At 69.7% G+C, this 18,232-nt stretch carries 17 protein-coding genes; 8 read left to right on the top strand and 9 right to left on the bottom strand.

The window, feature by feature from the left end:
- Nucleotides 1-578 (bottom strand): acyltransferase family protein (locus ACYQ8K_RS21165; protein WP_459972068.1); only part of this gene is annotated, 578 nt, incomplete at its 3' end.
- Between the two features lie 181 nt (nucleotides 579-759).
- On the opposite strand from ACYQ8K_RS21165, the gene ACYQ8K_RS21160 reads away from it, so the two are divergent.
- Nucleotides 760-2,046, top strand: a complete 1,287-nt coding sequence (locus ACYQ8K_RS21160; protein WP_459972066.1) for a PorA family protein — start codon at nucleotides 760-762, stop codon at nucleotides 2,044-2,046.
- A gap of 21 nt (nucleotides 2,047-2,067) precedes the next feature.
- Nucleotides 2,068-3,792, top strand: coding sequence for a hypothetical protein (locus ACYQ8K_RS21155; RefSeq protein WP_459972064.1), 1,725 nt, complete (start codon nucleotides 2,068-2,070; stop codon nucleotides 3,790-3,792).
- Here ACYQ8K_RS21155 and ACYQ8K_RS21150 read toward each other — a convergent pair.
- Nucleotides 3,772-4,938 carry a glycosyltransferase family 4 protein gene (locus ACYQ8K_RS21150; RefSeq protein ID WP_459972062.1) on the bottom strand — a complete coding sequence of 389 codons (1,167 nt, stop codon included), beginning with the start codon at nucleotides 4,936-4,938 and terminating at the stop codon, nucleotides 3,772-3,774. The two genes, ACYQ8K_RS21155 and ACYQ8K_RS21150, sit on opposite strands and share 21 nt — an antisense overlap.
- Before the next feature lie 65 nt (nucleotides 4,939-5,003).
- On the opposite strand from ACYQ8K_RS21150, the gene ACYQ8K_RS21145 reads away from it, so the two are divergent.
- The 3 genes from ACYQ8K_RS21145 (at nucleotide 5,004) to ACYQ8K_RS21135 (ending at nucleotide 8,659) form a co-directional block, all read left to right on the top strand.
- Complete coding sequence (locus ACYQ8K_RS21145) at nucleotides 5,004-5,771, top strand: class I SAM-dependent methyltransferase (RefSeq protein WP_459972060.1); 768 nt, start codon at nucleotides 5,004-5,006, stop codon at nucleotides 5,769-5,771.
- Nucleotides 5,772-5,866: 95 nt separating this feature from the next.
- Nucleotides 5,867-7,336, top strand: a complete 1,470-nt coding sequence (locus ACYQ8K_RS21140; protein WP_459972058.1) for an aldehyde dehydrogenase — start codon at nucleotides 5,867-5,869, stop codon at nucleotides 7,334-7,336.
- A 183-nt stretch (nucleotides 7,337-7,519) separates the two neighbouring features.
- The gene (locus tag ACYQ8K_RS21135; protein WP_459972056.1) at nucleotides 7,520-8,659 is read left to right on the top strand and encodes an LLM class flavin-dependent oxidoreductase; all 1,140 of its coding nucleotides are present in this window, start codon (nucleotides 7,520-7,522) and stop codon (nucleotides 8,657-8,659) included.
- Nucleotides 8,660-8,789: 130 nt separating this feature from the next.
- On the opposite strand, the gene ACYQ8K_RS21130 is transcribed toward ACYQ8K_RS21135, so the two are convergent.
- Nucleotides 8,790-9,611 (bottom strand): crotonase/enoyl-CoA hydratase family protein, encoded by an 822-nt coding sequence (locus tag ACYQ8K_RS21130; RefSeq protein ID WP_459972055.1) that lies wholly within the window; start codon nucleotides 9,609-9,611, stop codon nucleotides 8,790-8,792.
- Nucleotides 9,612-9,815: 204 nt separating this feature from the next.
- Here ACYQ8K_RS21130 and ACYQ8K_RS21125 point away from each other — a divergent pair, with 204 nt between their 5' ends.
- Together ACYQ8K_RS21125 and ACYQ8K_RS21120 are read left to right on the top strand one after the other, a co-directional pair.
- A complete protein-coding gene (locus tag ACYQ8K_RS21125) occupies nucleotides 9,816-9,947 on the top strand; it encodes a hypothetical protein (protein WP_003874074.1) in 132 nt (43 codons plus the stop codon).
- Between the two features lie 8 nt (nucleotides 9,948-9,955).
- Entirely contained in the window at nucleotides 9,956-10,624 is a 669-nt protein-coding gene (locus ACYQ8K_RS21120) for a TetR/AcrR family transcriptional regulator (RefSeq protein WP_459972054.1), read from the top strand.
- Between the two features lie 5 nt (nucleotides 10,625-10,629).
- Here the strand turns inward: ACYQ8K_RS21120 and ACYQ8K_RS21115 are convergent, their stop codons facing one another.
- Together ACYQ8K_RS21115 and ACYQ8K_RS21110 are read right to left on the bottom strand one after the other, a co-directional pair.
- A complete protein-coding gene (locus ACYQ8K_RS21115) occupies nucleotides 10,630-10,926 on the bottom strand; it encodes a hypothetical protein (protein ID WP_085291151.1) in 297 nt (98 codons plus the stop codon).
- A 20-nt stretch (nucleotides 10,927-10,946) separates the two neighbouring features.
- Nucleotides 10,947-12,464 carry a class I adenylate-forming enzyme family protein gene (locus ACYQ8K_RS21110; RefSeq protein ID WP_459972052.1) on the bottom strand — a complete coding sequence of 506 codons (1,518 nt, stop codon included), beginning with the start codon at nucleotides 12,462-12,464 and terminating at the stop codon, nucleotides 10,947-10,949.
- A 235-nt stretch (nucleotides 12,465-12,699) separates the two neighbouring features.
- Here ACYQ8K_RS21110 and ACYQ8K_RS21105 point away from each other — a divergent pair, with 235 nt between their 5' ends.
- Nucleotides 12,700-13,719: an MIP/aquaporin family protein gene (locus ACYQ8K_RS21105; RefSeq protein WP_459972050.1), complete on the top strand. Its 1,020-nt coding sequence runs from the start codon at nucleotides 12,700-12,702 to the stop codon at nucleotides 13,717-13,719.
- A 17-nt stretch (nucleotides 13,720-13,736) separates the two neighbouring features.
- Here the strand turns inward: ACYQ8K_RS21105 and ACYQ8K_RS21100 are convergent, their stop codons facing one another.
- The 4 genes from ACYQ8K_RS21100 to ACYQ8K_RS21085 form a co-directional block, all read right to left on the bottom strand.
- Complete coding sequence (locus tag ACYQ8K_RS21100; RefSeq protein WP_459972048.1) at nucleotides 13,737-14,531, bottom strand: crotonase/enoyl-CoA hydratase family protein; 795 nt, start codon at nucleotides 14,529-14,531, stop codon at nucleotides 13,737-13,739.
- A gap of 119 nt (nucleotides 14,532-14,650) precedes the next feature.
- Nucleotides 14,651-16,060 (bottom strand): WS/DGAT/MGAT family O-acyltransferase, encoded by a 1,410-nt coding sequence (locus ACYQ8K_RS21095; RefSeq protein ID WP_459972047.1) that lies wholly within the window; start codon nucleotides 16,058-16,060, stop codon nucleotides 14,651-14,653.
- A 44-nt stretch (nucleotides 16,061-16,104) separates the two neighbouring features.
- Complete coding sequence (locus ACYQ8K_RS21090) at nucleotides 16,105-17,310, bottom strand: alpha/beta hydrolase fold domain-containing protein (protein WP_459972045.1); 1,206 nt, start codon at nucleotides 17,308-17,310, stop codon at nucleotides 16,105-16,107.
- A 168-nt stretch (nucleotides 17,311-17,478) separates the two neighbouring features.
- The gene (locus tag ACYQ8K_RS21085; RefSeq protein WP_459972043.1) at nucleotides 17,479-18,132 is read right to left on the bottom strand and encodes a class I SAM-dependent methyltransferase; all 654 of its coding nucleotides are present in this window, start codon (nucleotides 18,130-18,132) and stop codon (nucleotides 17,479-17,481) included.
- Between the last annotated feature and the right edge of the window lie 100 nt (nucleotides 18,133-18,232).

The raw sequence follows: 18,232 nt of genomic DNA, 5'->3' as shown, positions 1-18,232 counted from the left end.
GACAAGAGAGGCACCCACCCCCACGCCCAGCTGAGCGCCCCCAACGCGGCGATCGCGGGCACCCGGGCCCGCACCGGCAGGCGGCGGGCCAGCAGCGCGAGGAGCGGCAGCGCCAGGTAGAAGCTGACCTCGACGGACAGGCTCCACATCTGGGTCAGCCCGCCGGTCAGCGTCAGCGGCACGTAGATCTGGGTGAGCGTCAGGTTGGCCAGCCACACCGTCAGGCTGGCGTGGTCGGCGTCGGGCAACAGGGTCAGGATCACGACGACGGCCACCACATAGGCGGGCATGATGCGGACCACCCGCGACCGCAGGTAGTGGCCGGTGCGCGGGCGCGGTGCCAGATCCCTTGCCGCCGCGGCATGCCCGCGCCACAGCAGAAAACCCGACAGCGCGAAGAACACCGCCACGGCCAGGTCGAAGCGGCCGAACAACCTGCCGGTGGCACCGCTGGAGTGCCGGGTCTGGAACGCGACGTGCGTGACCACCACACCCGTGGCCGCGCAGGCACGCATGCCTTCCACGGCCGGCAGGAAGCTGCGGATCCCGCCCACCCGCTGGTCATCGCTCACCACCACAGTTTGCCTGTGATGGGTCGACGGGCGAATGGGCACACCCGGAGGACCCGTCCGCGCGAGCGACAGGTTCGTAAGTCGCCGCCTTACTTTGTGCTGTTAGGGTCAAACGAGTTTGCCCCGGGCAGCTCGCTCGGGTCGGGTCGCGGCTGATGAAGCAAGGAATTGAGGAGGGCACAGCGACGTGAACCGAGCAGTCATGTTGCGGTTCGCCGCATGCGGGATCATCGGACTCGGAGCTGCCCTGCTAATCGCCGCGCTGCTTTTGACGACGTACACCACCAGCAGGATCACCAAGGTCCCCCTGGACGTCGACGCCACGCTGATCAGTGACGGCACCGGGACCGCACTCGACTCCGCGTCGCTGTCGACCGACCACGTCGTCGTCAACCAGAACGTGCCGCTGGTCTCCCAGCAGCAGATCAGCGTCGAATCGCCCGCCAACGCCGACGTGGTCACGCTCCAGGTCGGAAGTTCGTTGCGGCGCACCGACAAGCAGAAGGACAGCGGGCTGCTGTTGGCGATCGTGGACACCGTCACGCTCAACCGCAAGACCGCGCTGGCCGTCTCCGACGACACCCACGCCGGCGGCTCGGTGCAGAAACCACGCGCGGTCAACGACGAGAACCCGCCCACCGCGATGCCGCTGCGGCACGACGGGCTGTCCTACCGGTTCCCGTTCCACACCGAGAAGAAGACCTACCCCTATTTCGATCCGATCGCGCAGAAGGCGTTCGACGTCAACTACGACACCCAGGAAGACGTCAACGGGCTGACCACGTACAAGTTCACCCAGAACATCGGCTTCAACGCCGACGGCAAGCTGGTGGCGCCGGTGGCCTACCCGTCACTGCTGGCGGGCAACGAGGACGCCAAGCAGACCACGTCGGCGTCGATGTGGGGGGTCCAGGGCGGCGACCCGAACGAGCAGATCACCATGACCCGCTACTACGCGGCGCAGCGCACGTTCTGGGTGGACCCGGTGTCGGGCACCATCGTCAAGCAGACCGAGCACGCCGACCACTACTTCGCCCGTGATCCGCTCAAGCCGGAACTCACACTGGCCGACTACAAGGTCACCTCGAACGAAGACACCGTCGAGTCCCAGATCAACGCGGCCCGCGACGAGCGCGACCGGCTGGCGCTGTGGTCGCGGGTGCTGCCGATCACGTTCACCGCGGTCGGCCTGATCGCGCTGATCGGCGGTGGGCTGCTCGCCTCGTTCAGCCTGCGCAGCGAGAGCGCGCTGACCGACCCCGGCCTGGACCGGGGCGACCAGGACTTCTTCGGCCGCAGCGGTCTCGAGGAACCCGTACCCGGCGCCGAAGCCGAGACCGAGAAGCTGCCCACCCAGCGTCCCGAGGCCGGTCAGGAGTCCGGTCCACCCGGCTCCGACCCGCCCGGACCGGACGAGCCCACCGAGGCGGGGCCGACCGAACACAATCCGCCCGGCCAGCACGACCGGGAATAGCCCGGCCCGGATGCGTTAACCGTGCGCTGGACCCGACCCGGGTACGCACTGGTCTTGGCGCTGCTGGTGGTCGGGCCGCTCCTGGCACCCGGGTACCTGCTGCTGCGTGACGCGGTGTCGACGCCGCGGTCCTACCTGTCCGACACCGCGCTGGGGCTGACGTCGGCGCCGCGCGCCACCCCCCAGGATTTCGCGGTGGCGCTGGCCTCCCATCTGGTCGACGGCGGCGTGGTGGTGAAGACCCTGCTGGTGCTCGGATTGTGGCTGGCGGGGTGGGGCGCGGCCCGGCTGACCGCCGTCGCGCTGCCGCGCGCGGGCGCGCCCGGCCAGTTCGTGGCCACCACCGTGGCGATCTGGAATCCCTATGTCGCGGAACGGCTTCTGCAGGGTCATTGGAGCCTGCTGGTCGGCTACGGCTGCCTGCCCTGGGTGGCCACGGCCATGCTGACGCTGCGGACGACCCGCTTCAGGGCGGGCCGGTTTGCGTTTTTCGGGCTGGCGTTCTGGATCGCGCTGGCCGGGCTGACCCCGACCGGGCTGCTGCTGGCCGCGACGGTGGCGCTGGTGTGCGTGGCGGTGCCGGGCGCCGGCGCCGCGCGCGGCTGGTGCGCGGCGGGCGCGTTGGGCGCCGCGCTGGTCGCGGCGCTGCCGTGGCTGACGGCGTCGGCGACGGGCTCGTCGCTGACCGCCCACACGGCGGCCAACCGGCTGGGGGTGGAGGCGTTCGCTCCCCGCGCCGAGCCCGGGCTGGGGACCCTGGCCAGCCTGGCCAGCCTCGGCGGCATCTGGAACGGCGACGCCGTACCCGGTTCGCGCACCACGCTTTTCGCGGTCGCTTCGGCAGTGGTGCTGCTGGGCGTGGTGGCGGTGGGTCTGCCGACGGTCGCCCGGCGCCCGGCGGCGGTACCGCTGCTGGTGCTGGCGGCGGTGGCGGTGCTGGCTCCGGCAGCGCTGGCGACCGGCCCGGGTCTGCGGCTGCTGAGCGCGGTGGTCGACACGATGCCTGGCTTCGGGGTGCTGCGCGACGGGCAGAAGTGGGTGGCGCTGGCGATGCCGGGCTACGCGCTGGCGGGGGCCGGCGCGGCGGTGACGCTGCGCCGGTGGCTGCGACTGTCCGGGACCGCCGTCCCGGCGCTGGTCTGCTGCCTGGTGCTGCTGCTGGCGCTGCCCGACCTGGCGTGGGGCGTGTTCGGCAAGGTGGCGCCGGTGCGCTATCCGCGCGGCTGGACCGCCGTCGCCGCCGCGATCAACGCCCAGCCGGCGACCGTGGCGGTGTTGCCCGCCGGCACCATGCGGCTGTTCTCCTGGTCGGGTCCCGCACCGGTGCTGGACCCGCTGCCCCGCTGGGTGCGCGCCGACGTGCTGAGCACCGGAGACCTGGTGATCTCGGGGACCACCATCGCCGGGGAGGGCGCACACGCCCGCGCGGTGCAGGAGCTCCTGCTGACCGGGCCCGATCCGGCGGCGCTGGCCGCGGCCGGGGTGGGCTGGCTGGTGGTCGAATCCGACAGCGCCGGCGACATGGGCGCGGCCGCGCGCACCCTGGGCGCGCTGGCCCCGGTCTATCGGGATCGCGAGATCGCGCTGTATCGGATCGGCGGGCACACCGCCGGGGTGGCCGCCGGGCGGCGGACCGCCACGACGGCCGCGCACCTGGCGTGGCTGGCGATGCTGATCGGCGGCGGCGCCGGCGCGGTGATCGGCGCGTGGCGGCGCCGCGCCCGCTCAGCCCCGCCCGGTGACTAGCCCGCTGACCGTGCGGCCGGCGTGCACCGCTTCCAGCACGCCGCACATCGCGTCGGCGCTCTGCGTCCAGGAGAATTCCCCGCTGCGGGTGTGTGCCTTGGCGCCGAGTTGCTCGCGCAGCACCGGATCGGCGAGCAGTTCTTCGAGCCGATCCACCAGCTCGGCGTGGCTGTCCACCAAGATCCCGGTCACCTCGTCGACGATCGAGTCCGACAGGCCACCCGAGGACCGGTAGCCGATGGTCGGCACCCGATGCTGGGCGGCCTCGACGACGGCCAGGCCCCAGCCCTCCTTGCGTGACGGCAGCAGGTGCACCCACGCCCCTTGCAGGACATGGTGTTTGGTCACGTCGTCGACGTGACCGTGAAACGTCACCGCCGAACCGATGCCGAGCCGCTGCACGTGCTCGACGAGCCGCTCGCGCCACCAGCCGTCGCCGACGATGTCCAGGTGCAGGCCGGGTGTCCGCGGCAGCAGCCGCGCGACCGCCTCCAGGGCGTCCTCGATCTGCTTGTGCGGTACCAGCCGCGACAGCACCACCACCCGCGGCGCGGCCGACCGCGGGCCCGACAACGACTGTGCCGGCGCCCGATCCAGGCCGTTGCGCACCACCGCGATCTGGGCGCCGTCGACGCCCAGGGTGACCAGGTCGCGCGCGGACGGCAGCGACACCGTGACGTACTGGTTGTGCCGGTTCACCCGCGGCGACAGCGTCGACTCCACGAACCAGCCGAGCCGTCCGAGCACCGGCCCGGCCACCGGCCACTGCTCGCGGTGGCAGTGGTGCACCAGCACCACCACCCGGCGGCCGTAGACCAGCCGGGCCAGGAAGGGCAGGCCGTTCTGGGTGTCGACGACCACGTCGGGCCGCACTTTTCGCAGCGGCCCCAGCCCCAGCCGGGCCGCGGCCATCGCCAGCAGCGCGAAGATGTAGACCGTGTAGCGGCCCCCGGCACGGGTGATCCGCACGCCGTCGACGACCTCGCGGCGCGATGCGCCGGGATAGCGGGCGGTGCGCAGTGTGACGGCGATTCCCGATGCTGCCAGCTGCGCGCCGATGCGCTGCAGATAGGCTTCGCTGCCGCCGCCCTGCGGGTGCCCGGTATCGCGCCAGCACAGCAGCAGCACGGAGCGCACGGAAGACATCAAGCGTCAGCCTAACCGGCGACGATCTGCACCGGGCAGCGCTACACATCCGTAGGGTGTGGCCGGTGGCGGCCACCGAGATCTTCGCGCGCCGGGCGACGCTGGCCCGCTCGGTGCGGCTGCTGTCGGAATTTCGCTACGAGCAGCCGGATCCGGCCCGCTTCTACGGCGCCCTGGCGGCCGACACCGCGGCCATGGTGAGCGACCTGTGGCGGGCCGCCCGCGGCGAGCCTCTGTCCGGCCGCACGCTTCTCGACGTCGGCGGCGGGCCGGGTTACTTCGCGGCGGCCTTCACCGACGCCGGCGTCCGCTACGTCGGCGTCGAGCCCGACCCCAGCGAGATGCACGCCGCCGGGCCCACCGTCGCCGGCGGAGCCGGGACCTTCGTGCGCGCGTCGGGGATGGCGCTGCCGTTCGCCGACGTCTCGGTGGACATCTGCCTGTCGTCCAACGTCGCCGAGCACGTGCCGCGACCCTGGCAGCTCGGCGCCGAGATGCTGCGGGTGACCAAGCCGGGCGGGCTGGCCGTGCTGTCCTACACCGTGTGGTTGGGGCCCTTCGGCGGCCACGAGATGGGCCTGACGCACTACCTCGGCGGCGCCCGTGCCGCCGCCCGCTACGCCCGCAAGCACGGCCATCCGGCCAAAAACCACTACGGGTCGTCGTTGTTCGCGGTGTCGGCGGCCGCGGGCCTGGACTGGGCCGCGAGTACCGGGGCGCTGGTGGCCGCATTTCCCCGCTACCACCCGCGATGGGCGTGGTGGCTGACCGGCGTGCCGGTGCTGCGCGAGTTCCTGGTGAGCAATCTGGTGCTGGTCCTGCAACCCCAATAGTGGAACGTGTTCTCGTTTTGCGTCGGCTTATGTAGGGTGGCGCCATGCCCGCCGGCGACGATGCAGAGCGGAGCGATGAGGAGGAGCGGCGGAACATGACCGAGATCAAGACCGAATACGACAAGCTTTTCATCGGCGGCAAGTGGACGGAGCCGTCGACCTCTGAGGTGATCGAGGTGCGCTGTCCGGCCACCGGCGAGTACTTCGGCAAGGCACCGCTGGCCGCGGCCGCGGACGTCGACGCCGCGGTCGCCGCGGCGCGCGCCGCGTTCGACAACGGCCCCTGGCCCACGACGCCGCCTAAGGAACGCGCGGCCGTGATCGCCAACGCGGTCAAGCTGATGGAGGAGCGCAAGGAACTGCTGAGCGCGCTGCTCGCCGGGGAGACCGGCCAGCCGCCGACCACCATCGAGACGATGCACTGGATGGGGTCGATGGGCGCGATGAACTTCTTCGCCGGCCCGGCCGTCGACCAGGTCAAGTGGCGCGAGATCCGCAACGGTTCCTACGGCCAGACCATCGTGCACCGCGAGCCGATCGGCGTGGTCGGCGCGATCGTCGCCTGGAACGTGCCGCTGTTCCTGGCGGTCAACAAGCTGGGCCCGGCGCTGCTGGCCGGCTGCACCGTGGTGCTCAAGCCGGCCGCCGAAACCCCGTTGACCACAAACGCTTTGGCGGAGATCTTCGCCGAGGCCGGCCTGCCCGAGGGTGTGCTGTCGGTGGTGCCCGGCGGCGTCGAGACCGGCCAGGCGCTGACCTCCAACCCGGACGTCGACCTGTTCACGTTCACCGGCAGCTCCGGCGTCGGCAAGGAGATCGGCCGTCGCGCCGCGGAAATGCTCAAGCCGTGCACGCTGGAGCTCGGTGGAAAGTCGGCGGCCATCATTCTCGAGGACGTCGACCTGGCCTCGGCGATCCCGATGCTGGTGTTCTCCGGGATCATGAACACCGGGCAGGCCTGCGTGGGCCAGACCCGCATCCTGGCGCCCCGCTCGCGCTATGACGAAATCGTCAATGCCGTAAGCGAATTCGTGCAGGCCCTGCCGGTCGGGCCGCCGTCGGACCCGGCCGCACAGATCGGCTCGCTGATCTCGGAGAAACAGCGCGCCCGCGTCGAGGGTTACATCGCCAAGGGCATCGAGGAAGGCGCCCGGCTGGTGTGCGGGGGCGGCCGTCCCGAGGGCCTGGACAACGGGTTCTTCGTCCAGCCCACGGTTTTCGCCGATGTCGACAACAAGATGACGATCGCCCAGGAGGAGATCTTCGGGCCGGTGCTGAGCATCATCCCGTTCGACACCGAGGAGGACGCGATCAAGATCGCCAACGACTCGGCCTACGGCCTGGCCGGCAGCGTGTGGACCACCGACATCCCCAAGGGCATTGCGATCTCGGAGAAGATCCGCACCGGGACCTACGCCATCAACTGGTACGCCTTCGATCCGTGCTGCCCGTTCGGCGGCTACAAGAACTCCGGCATCGGCCGCGAGAACGGGCCGGAGGGCGTCGAGCACTTCACGCAGCAGAAGAGCGTGCTGATGCCGATGGGCTACACCGTCGAGAGCTGAGGTTTTCTCGCCTTCCCACGCCGAGCGTCGCGCTGGCATGACGCTCGGCGTCCGGCGCCACGCCGGCGTGACGCTCGGGGGTTGGCGGCTAGCAAAGTTCAACCGTTCGGATGAGTCGGCGCGGGCGGCATAGCTGATTTATTGAGCACGTGGGTACACCGGGTCGGCTGAGGGTCGCCACCGATGCTTAAGGTCGGGCTGGCCGAACTGCCGCTGCACACTCGCCTGTCGCCCACGGCGTTGATGAGGGCGAGTTATCTGACCGCCGTCGCCGCCCGGCTGGATTCGTTCTGGATACCCGACCATCTGAACAGTCTGTTTCCCCGCTCGGTGATGACGCCGAAGTACGTCGGGGCCGCCCGCCTGGCGCCCAAGACCGACGCGCTGCTGGAGCCGTGGACGGTGCTCGGGCATTTCGCCGCGCGAAACCGGCTCGGCCGCTTGCGACTCGGCACCGGAGTCACCGACACCGGCCGGCGCAACCCGGCCGTCACCGCGCAGGCAGCGGCGACGCTGCATCTGCTCACCCGCGGCCGCGCCATCCTGGGGATCGGCACCGGCGAGCGGGAAGGCAACGAGCCCTACGGGGTGGACTGGTCGCAGCCGGTGGCCCGGTTCGAGGAGGCCATGGCGACCATCCGGGCGCTGTGGGACTCCGGCGGCGAGCTCGTCACCCGCGACTCCCCATTCTTTCCGTTGCGCGACGCGGTCTTCGATCTGCCGCCGTACCGGGGCAAGTGGCCCGAGATCTGGGTGGCCTCACATGGGCCGCGGATGCTGCGCGCCACCGGCCGGTACGCCGACGCCTGGTTCCCCGGTTTCATCATGCGGCCCAAGGAATACGCGGCCGCCCTCGAACAGGTCAGGACGGCCGCCTCCGACGCCTGCCGCGATCCCGCGTCGATCACCGCCGCCGGCTGGAAGTTCGTCGTCACCGGCAACAGCCGCGACCAGGTGGACGAGGCGCTGAGTTCGGACGTCATGAAGGTGTTCGCCCTCAACGTCTCCGCCGACAACTGGGCGCGCCACGGCGCCAGCCATCCGCTCGGGAACGACTTCACCGGCGCGCAGGACCTCGTTCCGCAGACGCTCGACGAGCAGACCGCGATCTCCTCCACCGCCCACGTGCCCCTCTCCTTGATGAAGGAGTGCATCCTGAGCGGAACCCCCGACGACGTCATCGACCAGGCGGCCGAGTGGCGCGACCACGGCATGCAATACCCGGTGATCTGTCACGTCAGCGTGCTGCAGCCGAGCCTTCGCCGCGGTCTCGCGGCCACCACGCCGTTCATGCGGGTGCTGCACAAACTGCGCAGGTTGTGAAAGCCGAAGGGGCGCAACGCCGTGACCGATCAACCCATGCCGGAACGTTCGGATCCCTTGGTCGCGGGCGCCCTCGAGCTGATCGACAAGGGCACGTGCACCGCCGGCCGAGGTTTGTGAGGCTTGTCGGTTACCGACCCACGAAGCGGGCCAGCCGGCGTTCGACGAACGACTGCACACCCTCGGCGGCGTCCTGGCTGGCGAAGAGTTCGGCGACGGCGGGGCGCAGCCGCTCCACGGCGGCGGCGTCCCCGCGCTCGACCGCCAGGTGGGCTGAGGCCAGCGTCGCCCGCACGCCCAGCGGCGCGGCGCGATCGGCGATGGTGTGCGCGATGTCGCGAGCCCGGGCCAGACCCGCCGCGGGGTCCTCGGCCACCTCCTGGACCAGCCCGATGCGGTGCGCCTCGGCCGCGTCGAACTCGTCGCCGGTGAGCAGCCAGCGCATGGCGTTGCCCCAGCCGGCGGCCCTGGGCAGCCGGATCGTCGCGCCGCCGAACGGATAGATCCCGCGCTGCACCTCCAACTGGGTGAACCTGCTACCGGTCGCGGCGATGCGGATGTCGGCGGCCAACAGCAGTTCGATGCCCAGCGTCATGCACCAACCGTGCGCCACGGCGACCAGCGGCGTGGTCCAGGCGCCGTCGAGGCGCCAGGGATCTTCGCCGTCGTTTGGGAAGGACAGCTCCCCGCGGGCGATGCCGGGACCGACATCGACGAGGTCAAGACCGGCGGTGAAGTGGTCGCCATGCGCGAACAGCACGCCGGCCCGCACCGACGGGTCGGACTCCAGCACGCCGTAGGCGCGGGACAGGTCGGCCAGCATCGTCCGGTCGAAGGCGTTGCGCTTGTGCGGCCGGTTCAGGCCGATGAGCAGGACATCGCCGTCGCGCTGCAGCGACACGGTGTCCAGATCCGGTAGGGCGGGCGGCGAGGCATCGGGATGGTTGACCATCCGCTCAGTGAAGCGAAGTTGTAGAGATTATGCAATAGAGCATAATTTTGCTCAGTTTACGCGGCCGTAAGTGCGGTTCCTCGCCGAGTCCACCGCCGTTTTGTGCGGCGTACGTCACACTTTGCCTGAGAAATTGCTTAATTTACGGATGTCTTATATGGTTCATAGCATAATCAAGGGCCGTACATAGGCCGGGAGAACACCATGTGGATCATCGAGCTCAACGTCGCCGGCTATCAATTCACCCGCGAAATGCCAGACTTGCGGCGCCGCACCTTCCGCTTCAGCCCACGTCACATGCACTGGCCGGCGTTGCGGCACTCGCACGCTGCATGACCCCGGCCATGGGAAGTACGCCCACGCCGACGATCGGTGCGGCAGCGCCGGAGCAAGCCCCGGCGAAACGCGGGGGCACCCGGACGAAAATGCTGGCCAGCGCCGCCGAGGTGATGCGTGAGCGCGGAGCGGCGGGCGTCACCATCGACGCGGTACTCGCCCGCAGCGGCGCCCCGCGCGGCTCGGTGTACTACCACTTTCCCGACGGACGCAACCAGATCCTGACCGAAGCGCTGCGCTACTCCGGCGACTCCATCACCGCCATGATCGACGACGCCGCCGGCCGAGGCGCCCGAGTGTTGTTGCAGGAGTTCGTCGGATTCTGGGAACGGCTGCTCACCGACGGCGGATTCACCGCCGGCTGTCCGGTGGTGGCGGCGGCGATCGGCTGTTCGGACGACGACGGTCCCAAGCTGTCCACCGAGGCCGGCGCCATCCTGGGCCGCTGGTGCACCGCGCTCACCCGCGCGTTCGTCAACGACGGCTTCGACGACGCCGATGCGGCGTCGCTGGCCGTGATGTCTATCGCCGCGCTGGAGGGCGCCATCGTGCTCTCCCGCTCCACCCGCAACGCGGGCCCGCTACACCAGGTGGGCGAACAGCTCGAATTCCTGATCAAGGCAAAGGAATTCGTGGCCAGGAACAAGATCCCGGGCAAGCAGGACGCCGCGCAGTGAGTCGCTCAGTCGCTGGCCGGTAGCGGCTTGACCTCTTTGAGCTGCAGGGCGGTCTGCCCGATGCTCAGGCTGCCCGCGCCCGGCTTGGTCACCAGTACCTCGGCACCGGCGTCGTCGACATAGCGCTTGCCCATGACCGTGCCGTCGGCGAACGCCGGGTCCAGTTCGCCCGACCGCTCGCCGCCGACCGGCACCATCGGCGCACCGCCACACCGCAGGTCGTCGAGGCTGTCGGCACTTCGGACGACGATCACCTGCGTGTCACAGACCTGGCTGGCGAGACGAGTTCCGTTCTTGATCATTGATTTCCGTCCTTGATCGCTTACTGCTGGGCCGGTGCGGCGCGCAACCCGGTGAGGGTCTGGATGATCTCCCGCCGCAAGACCTTGCCGGTAGCGGTGGTGGGCAGCTCGTCGCGAAACACTACCTCGTCGGGGGTGCGCGAACCGCGCAAACTCTTGCGGACGAATTCCCGCAGTTCTTCGGGGTCGGGGTCCACGCCGGCCGCCGGCACCACCACCGCGACGATCGCCTGGCCCCACTGCGGGTCCTCGACACCGACCACCGCGACGTCACGCACGTGCGGATGCTCGACCAGCACCTCTTCCAGCTCGGCGGGCGCGATGTTCTCGCCGCCGCGGATGATGGTGTCGTCGCTGCGGCCGCCGATGAACAGGTAGCCCTCGTCGTCGAGCATGGCGATGTCCTTGGTGGGGAACCAGCCGTTTTCGTCGAGCACCGAACCGATCCCGGTGTAGCGGCCCGACACCTGCTCGCCCCGCACGAACAGCTCGCCGGTCTCACCCGGCGGCAGCACGTTGCCGGCCTCGTCGCGGATCTGCAGCTCGATGCCCGCCACCGCCTGGCCGACCGAGCCCAGCCGGCGGGCGACGTCGGGCGTCGCCCCCGCCTGCGCCGCGCGATGGTCGTCGGGCGTCAGCACCGCGATCGTCGAGCTGGTCTCGGTCAGACCGTAGGCGTTGACGAAGCCCACGTCGGGCAGCAGCTCGAGCGCGCGGCGGACCAGCGGCAGCCCCACCTTGGAGCCGCCGTAGGCGAGGTTGCGCAGCGACGGCAGCTCGATGGGCGTCCCGTCGCCGTTCTCCAGCACGGTGATGATGCGGTCCAGCATGGTCGGCACCACCGTCGCGGTGGTGACGTTCTCGGTGTTGATCAGCCGAACCCATTCCTGCGCATCGAAATTCGGCAGGTACACCATCTTGCGGCCGGCATACAGATTCGACAGCGCGGCGCTGACCCCGGCGATGTGGTACGGCGGCACGCAGATCAGGGCCGCGTCGGTGTCGGAGGCCGCCCCGAATTCGACGGTCCCGGTGACGTAGCTGGTCAGGTTGTTGTGCGAGAGTTCGACGGCCTTGGGCTGTGACGTGGTGCCCGAGGTGAACAGCACGATCGCGACGGAGTCCGGGTCGGGGAATTCCGCGGCCGGCTCGGCGGTGCGCGCGGCCGCCAAAAAGTCGTCGGACACCATCACCCGGTCCGAGGCGTCGCCGACCGCGTCGCGGTAGCGGCTGTCGACGATCACCAACGGTTCGGGCAGCCGCTCGATCAGCGCCCGGATGCCGTCGGCGGAGAGCCGGTAGTTGATCGGCGTGAAGGCCACCCCGGCGCGCGCCGCCGCGAAGATCAGCACCGGCAGCATCGCGCCGCCGGTGCCCACATACGCGACGTGTTTGGCGTTCGACCCGGCGATCACGCCGGCGCCGCCGTCGGCCAGATCGCTGAGCTGTTGCGTTGTCAGCCGCAGGTCTCCAGACACCACGGCGGTGCGCTCGGCGTCGCCCGACGCGGCCATCTCGAGCAGCAGCGAAATGCTCATCCTCGATCTTTCTCCGGTATCAACGCGTTACAAAGCTGGCCAAAAGTGTCATGTCCGACTGTAGTTTAGATCACGCAACTATCTCGCGGCCCAGCACCGTCAGCCCGTCACATCGCCCGAGCGTGCCGGCGAGGTTTACCCCCAGCTGACGGTGGGTTAACCCACCCCGGAAGCCGGACCGGGTCGCCGTTGCGGGCGCCCGACGGCGTAGACCGCCGACCTAGTTGGGAACCACGTGGAATCCACATCGACCACCCTGCAAGAACAGACCCGGATCGCCCCCGCCACGATGACCAGACTGCGCGCCGGGCTGCCCGGCGCCATGCTCGCCGAGTTCTTCGGCACCTTCATCCTGCTGCTGCTCGGACTCGGCACCTGCGCGCTCAACGCCGTCGGGTTGCCCGGATCGGGCCGCCAGACAGTGCCGTTCGGCCCGGCGAATTGGCTGATCATCGTGTTCGGCTGGGCGTTCGCGGTGACGCTCGCGGCCTACGTCGCCGGCGGTATCAGCGGTGCGCACCTGAATCCCGCGGTCACGCTGGCCTTCGCCGTGGCGCGAAAGTTCGACTGGCGCAACGTCATTCCCTACTGGGTCGCCCAGTTGCTCGGCGCGTTCGGCGCCGCCGCGGCGGTGTACGCCGTCTACGGCTCGGCCATCGACGACTACAACGCGGCCAACCACCTGAGCAGGCCCCAGTCACAGGACACCTACTCGATCTTCGCGACGTTTCCCGCCCAGTACTTCCACGGCGGCTACCTGGGACCGCTGGTGGACCAGCTGGTCGGTACCGCCATCCTGGTGGCATTGATCGCCGCGGTGATCGACCACCGCAACCAGGCGCCGGCGGGCAACATGGCGCCGCTGATCATCGGCTTCGTCGTCGCCGTGATCGGGTGCTCGTACGGCACCAACGCCGGCTACGCCCTCAATCCCGCCCGCGACCTGGGACCGCGCGTGTTCACCTACCTCATGGGCTGGGGCAAGCTGGCCTTCTCCGGCGATTACGGCGGCACCACGCAGTACTGGTGGATCCCGATCGTCGGCCCGCTGGGCGGCGCCGTCATCGGCATCTTCCTCTACGACTTCTTCATCGGCCACGTGCTGGATGCGCGCGCGACGATGCTGCTGACCCCGGAGCCCGGTCTGGCCCCGCTGCCGACCACCGATGCCGCATCCAGGGTGGCCGGCCCCGTCACCGCCGAGGACAGCGCGGACGCGGAAAGCTCAGCGGCAGAAGAGGATCGGGCCGCCTAGCGGCCCTCGGGCCTGGCTCAGGTGCCCGTCCACTTGGGCGGGCGCTTCTCCGCGAAGGCGATCGCGCCCTCTTTGGCGTCGTTGGAGGAGAACACCGGAGCCAGCAGCTTGTTCTGCTCGGCGAACATCTCCCCGGGGCTCCAGCCGCGCGACTCCACGATGATCCGCTTGGTGGCGGCCACCGCGAGCGGCCCGTTCGCCGCGATCTTTTCGGCCAGCTCGATCGCGGCGTCCAGCGCGCTGCCGGGCTCGGCCAGCACGTTGACCATGCCCAGCGCGTGCGCCCGCTCGGCGCTCAGGTTTTCACCCGTCAGCGCCAGTTCCATCGCGATCGCGGACGGGATGCGCTGCGGCAGCCGCAACAGCCCGCCGCCGCCGGCGACCAGGCCACGCTTGACCTCCGGAATGCCGAACGCCGAGTCCTTCGAGGCTACGATCAGGTCGGTGGCCAGCGCCAGCTCGGTGCCGCCGGCCAGCGCGTAGCCCTCGACCGCCGCGATCAGCGGCTTGACCGGCGGACGCTCGGTGAAGCCCATGCCGCGACCCTCGACGATGGGAAGCTCGCCGCGGGCGAAGGCCTTGAGATCCATGCCCGCGCAGAACGAACCGCCCGCCCCGGTGAGGATGCCCACCGAGAGGCCGGTCTCGTTGTCGAGCCGATCGACGGCGGCGGCCAGGCCGTTGGCCACCGCGGAGTTGACCGCGTTCTTGGCCTTTGGCCGATTGATCGTGATGATGAGAATTCGATCCCGTTGTTCGACCAGAACTTCGGGTTCGTTGGCGTCGTCGTTCCCAGTGCTCACGTGCCGCACAGCTCCTTCGGGTAGGGGTGGCTGCTGTCGGACCGATGGTAGCGGTCGGCGGAAATGGCGTTAACGTCCCCCGAGATCCCGCTTACCGTCGGAGGCGATTCCCTACCGGGCCGGGCCGATCACGCCGGAGCCATCGCGGCCTCGATGACCGTCAGCTTCTCGGAAAGCCCTGCGGCCCTGCGGATTTCGATGAAGTCCGCGACCATGGCATCGGAAACCTCGTGCGGGTCCTCGAGCGTGGACCCGTCGGAGAGCACCGAGATGTTGAGCTGATCGACATAACTCCACACGGTGATGTTCAGGCCGCTGCCGGCGGTCAGCGGGCCCACCGAGTAGATCTCGGTGACCAGCGCGCCGCCCACCCGGCCGCGTTCCCGCGGGCCGGGAACGTTGGAGATGTTCAGGTTCAGGATCTTGTTGTGCCCGTCGCGCCCGGACGCCCACCGGAAGAAGGCCTGCGTGGGCGCGGGTGGCATGTAGGCCGCCCACCGGCTGACCAGCTCCGGCCCCATCAGCTGATTGCTTTCCTTGGCGGCGATGGCGTTCTCGTGGCTGCACCGCACGCGCTCCAGCGGATCGTCGGAATCGGTGGGCAGGCCCACCAGCACGCCGGTGAAGCGATTGCCGGAGATCCGTTCGGGCGAAAAGTCGAAACTCATCGGCACCGACGCCAGCAGCGGCACGGCCTTGCCGTCGTACCGCAACAGCAGGGTGCGCAGCGCGCCGGACGCCATGGCCAGCACCATGTCGTTGATGGTCGCCCCGAGCCGCTTGCCGGTCTCCTTGACGTCGGCCAGCGCCAGCGTGGCGGTGGCGAACCGCCGTTCCGCGGTGATCTTGTGGTTCATGAAGGTCGGCGGCGGCTCGAAGGGCCGCGTCAGTTCCGGGGAGAATTTGCGCGCGCTGCGCCGGACCCGGCCCAGCCCCTGGGCGGTGTAGCGGATGGTGTGCGGGAGGCTCCCGACGTGGCGCAGATGGTCGGCGAACGCCGACGCCATCAGCTGGCGCGTGGTGGGGGGCGGGTCGCACAAATACGGCTTGCCCTCCGGTCCCGGCTGCAGGTCCATGCCGCGCGCCAGCAGGTTCGCGGAGGCGACGCCGTCGGCCAGGGCGTGGTGAATTTTGCCGACGACCGCGATCCGGTTGTTGGCCAGGCCGTCGATGAAGTACATCTCCCACAGCGGGCGGCTGCGATCCAGCGGCGTGCTGGCGATTTGCCCGATGGCCTCGTCCAGCTCGCGCCGGCCGCCCGGCGGCGACACCCGCCAGGGGCGGATGTGATAGTCCAGGTCGAGTTCGCAGTTCTCCCGCCACATCGGGTGGTGGAAGCGCAGCGGCACCTCGACCAGCTGATAGCAGAACGGATCGAGCTTGTTCAGCCGCCCGGCGATGACTTTGCGGAACGCGTCGACGTCCAGCGATCGGCGGTCGGCGTCCAGTTCGATGACGGCCGCTTTGATGGTGTGCATGTGCACGTTCGGCGCTTCGCTGTACAGCAGTACAGAGTCCCACCCGCTAAGCCTCTTCACCGCTGCCCCTTACCCATAGAGGGACCATACTCAGCGGTGGCGGTTCAGATAACCTCTTTTGCCCCGACGCGTGTCTTGGTGCGGTAGATCTGGTTGAGGAACAGCGAGGTGACATGCGCGGCCGCGCCGGCGCGCTCGCCGTCGATGAGGTCATACCCGTGGCCGGCCCCGGGGAATTCGAGGTAGCCGACCATGGAATGCGACACCGCCCGCAGCCGCTCGACGAAGCTGCGCGCCTGCGCGACGGGGATCACCGTGTCCTTGCTGCCGTGGATGACCAGGAAGGGCGGCGCGTTGCGGTGCACCCGCGCGATCGGGGACGCGTCGCGGAAGATCTCGGGGCGGCGGGCGATCGACTTCTTCACCACGACGCGCTCCAGGAACTCGACGAACCGTTCGCGCTCCGGCGTCGAGCGGTCCTCCCAGTCGTAGCGGCCGTAGATCCCGACGACGGCGTCCACCGAGGTGTCCGCACCCTCGGGCAGCTTCGCCTTGAACTGTGGGTCGTCGGCCGTCAGGCCGGCCAGCGCACACAGGTGGCCCCCGGCCGAACATCCCGCTATCGCAACGAAATTGCGGTCCCCGCCGAATTTGTCGACGTTGGCACGGGCCCACGCGATCGCGGTCTTGACGTCGATGATGTGGCGCGGCCAGCGATGGTGCGGCGAGACGCGGTAGCTGACCGCCAGGCACACCCAGCCCTGTTCGGCGAGCCGGGACATCAGCGCCGACCCCTGGCCCATGCACTTGCCGTGCACCCAGGCGCCGCCGGGCAGGAAGATCAGCACCGGCGCGGGCTGCGCGGGCAGGTCTTTGCGCCGCCAGACGTCGAGCACCTGATCGGGGTGGTCGCCGTAGTGGACGGCGCGGCGGTAGAGGTAGCGGCGCTGGCGCAGACCGTCCCAGATCGGCGGCGTCTTCTCGGCGACCGGCCAGTCCAGCTCGAGGTCCGCGGCCGAGACGACCCCGCGCAACGCGGCGAGCGACACCTGCTGCGTGCTCTCCCGGTCGCGGCGCCGCACGTCGTTGATCCCGGGCGTGAACCAGTCCTTGGTCGCCGCGGAGATCGCCTCCGGTGCGTGCCGGGCGCCCCACACACCCATGGCGGTCAAACCGCCCAGCGGCTCAAGATGCTTGCCGACCACGGGCAGCGAAGCCCCGGCCACGCTCAATGCCAGCGCATAGTCGCCGGGGCGGGCCCGCAGCAACCATTTCACGCAATCGGTAATGCCCGGTCCACTCACCGTCATGGGTGGGACTGTACCCCTCCCGGCATCTCGCAAACTGACGTTTCTGTAGAACGGGCGAAGGTGGCCCGAACGCTTTGCCCGGCCGGCTCGCTGAGTTCGGTATTTATGCTGTTCGACGGGTTTTTCGCGGTTCGCTGAGGTCGGTGAATTTTGCTGTGGACGACACGCTTATCTGGCCGTCAGGTCCGCGATCACCCGGCCGCCGACGAGGCTGACGCCGGTCAGCGTCAGCCCCACCTGCGCGGCCAGCGCGGCGGCGCTGTCCACCCCGACGGTCGCCCAGCGAAACCAGGGCCCTACCTCGCCCGCCGCCTCCAGCCGCACCCATCGCGAGCAGATTCCGATGGCCTCGGCTTCGAATTCGGCGACGCAGCGGCCACCGCGGGCCAGCAATTCGAAGGCGCGCCCCAGAATTCGGCGCGGGTCCCCGCCGAGCCCGACGTTGCCGTCGACCAGCAGAACCGTCTGCCACAGGCCCGTTCCCGGCAGCGGCTCGAACACGTCGCCCAGCAGGGCCGGCGCACCGCCCCGGCCCGCCAGCTGGATGGCAGTCGCCGACCGGTCGATGCCGAGTGCGGGAATGCCGCGCTGAATCAGCCTGGCCACCAACCGGCCCGGCCCGCAGCCCAATTCGATTGTCGGCCCGGTGCACATCTGCGTGACGGCTTCGTCGAAGACTTCGTCGAAGGCGTCACCAGATCCATCACCGGGACATCGCACCCCCAACCATCGGTGCGCCGGCAGTGGCCGCAGTTCGCCGTCCTCATGACGGATCCAACATCGCTCCCCGCCCAACGCCCGATCGTAAAGTTGCCCAAGCATTTCACGCCCCTCGCGTCCTGGCCGATCGGGCGACGCGGCGGCGCTCGGTCCCGTGTGGAACGTTGCGGCGGCGCACCGGCAAACCCAACAAGCTGACGGC

The organism is Mycobacterium sp. MUNTM1, assembly GCF_054660795.1.
The sequence above is the reverse complement of the archived record's forward strand: the minus strand, read 5'-3'. Positions and strand labels throughout refer to the sequence as shown.

What these genes read in the sequence shown, in the direction of transcription:
- ACYQ8K_RS21150 (WP_459972062.1), bottom strand. Translation starts at nt 4,938, where the DNA reads ATGTCTTCCGTGCGCTCCGTGCTGCTGCTGTGCTGGCGCGATACCGGG.
- ACYQ8K_RS21140 (WP_459972058.1), top strand. Translation starts at nt 5,867, where the DNA reads ATGACCGAGATCAAGACCGAATACGACAAGCTTTTCATCGGCGGCAAG.
- ACYQ8K_RS21135 (WP_459972056.1), top strand. Translation starts at nt 7,520, where the DNA reads ATGCTTAAGGTCGGGCTGGCCGAACTGCCGCTGCACACTCGCCTGTCG.
- ACYQ8K_RS21130 (WP_459972055.1), bottom strand. Translation starts at nt 9,611, where the DNA reads ATGGTCAACCATCCCGATGCCTCGCCGCCCGCCCTACCGGATCTGGAC.
- ACYQ8K_RS21125 (WP_003874074.1), top strand. Translation starts at nt 9,816, where the DNA reads ATGTGGATCATCGAGCTCAACGTCGCCGGCTATCAATTCACCCGCGAA.
- ACYQ8K_RS21120 (WP_459972054.1), top strand. Translation starts at nt 9,956, where the DNA reads ATGGGAAGTACGCCCACGCCGACGATCGGTGCGGCAGCGCCGGAGCAA.
- ACYQ8K_RS21115 (WP_085291151.1), bottom strand. Translation starts at nt 10,926, where the DNA reads ATGATCAAGAACGGAACTCGTCTCGCCAGCCAGGTCTGTGACACGCAG.
- ACYQ8K_RS21110 (WP_459972052.1), bottom strand. Translation starts at nt 12,464, where the DNA reads ATGAGCATTTCGCTGCTGCTCGAGATGGCCGCGTCGGGCGACGCCGAG.
- ACYQ8K_RS21090 (WP_459972045.1), bottom strand. Translation starts at nt 17,310, where the DNA reads ATGACGGTGAGTGGACCGGGCATTACCGATTGCGTGAAATGGTTGCTG.
- ACYQ8K_RS21085 (WP_459972043.1), bottom strand. Translation starts at nt 18,132, where the DNA reads ATGCTTGGGCAACTTTACGATCGGGCGTTGGGCGGGGAGCGATGTTGG.